Annotated in this window: 1 rRNA gene; it reads right to left on the reverse strand. The window is 52.7% G+C overall.

Annotated features, from left to right (window positions below):
• Positions 1 to 899: ribosomal RNA gene (locus ABD006_RS17890) — 23S ribosomal RNA — on the reverse strand; the annotation flags it as partial.

The raw sequence follows: 899 nt of genomic DNA on the forward strand, positions 1-899 counted from the left end.
TTCACCCGCTTTATCGTTACTTATGTCAGCATTCGCACTTCTGATACCTCCAGCATGCCTCACAGCACACCTTCGCAGGCTTACAGAACGCTCCCCTACCCAACAACGCCTAGCGTCGCTGCCGCAGCTTCGGTGCATGGTTTAGCCCCGTTACATCTTCCGCGCAGGCCGACTCGACCAGTGAGCTATTACGCACTCTTTAAATGATGGCTGCTTCTAAGCCAACATCCTGGTTGTCTAAGCCTTCCCACATCGTTTCCCACTTAACCATGACTTAGGGACCTTAGCTGGCGGTCTGGGCTGTTTCCCTCTTCACGACGGACGTTAGCACCCGCCGTGTGTCTCCCGTGATAACATTCTTCGGTATTCGTAGTTTGCATCGGGTTGGTAAGTCGGGATGACCCCCTAGCCGAAACAGTGCTCTACCCCCGAAGATGAGTTCACGAGGCGCTACCTAAATAGCTTTCGGGGAGAACCAGCTATCTCCCGGTTTGATTGGCCTTTCACCCCCAGCCACAAGTCATCCGCTAATTTTTCAACATTAGTCGGTTCGGTCCTCCAGTTAGTGTTACCCAACCTTCAACCTGCCCATGGCTAGATCACCGGGTTTCGGGTCTATACCCTGCAACTTAACGCCCAGTTAAGACTCGGTTTCCCTGCGGCTCCCCTATACGGTTAACCTTGCTACAGAATATAAGTCGCTGACCCATTATACAAAATGTACACAGTCACACCCGAAGGTGCTCCCACTGCTTGTACGTACACGGTTTCAGGTTCTCTTTCACTCCCCTCCCCGGGGTGCTTTTCACCTTTCCCTCACGGTACTGGTTCGCTATCGGTCACTAGGGAGTATTTAGCCTTGGGGAATGGTCCCCCCATATTCAGACAGGGTACCACGT

Origin of the sequence: Salinibacillus aidingensis, assembly GCF_039522525.1 — a bacterium.
GTDB classification, from domain to species: domain Bacteria; phylum Bacillota; class Bacilli; order Bacillales; family Alkalibacillaceae; genus Salinibacillus; species Salinibacillus aidingensis.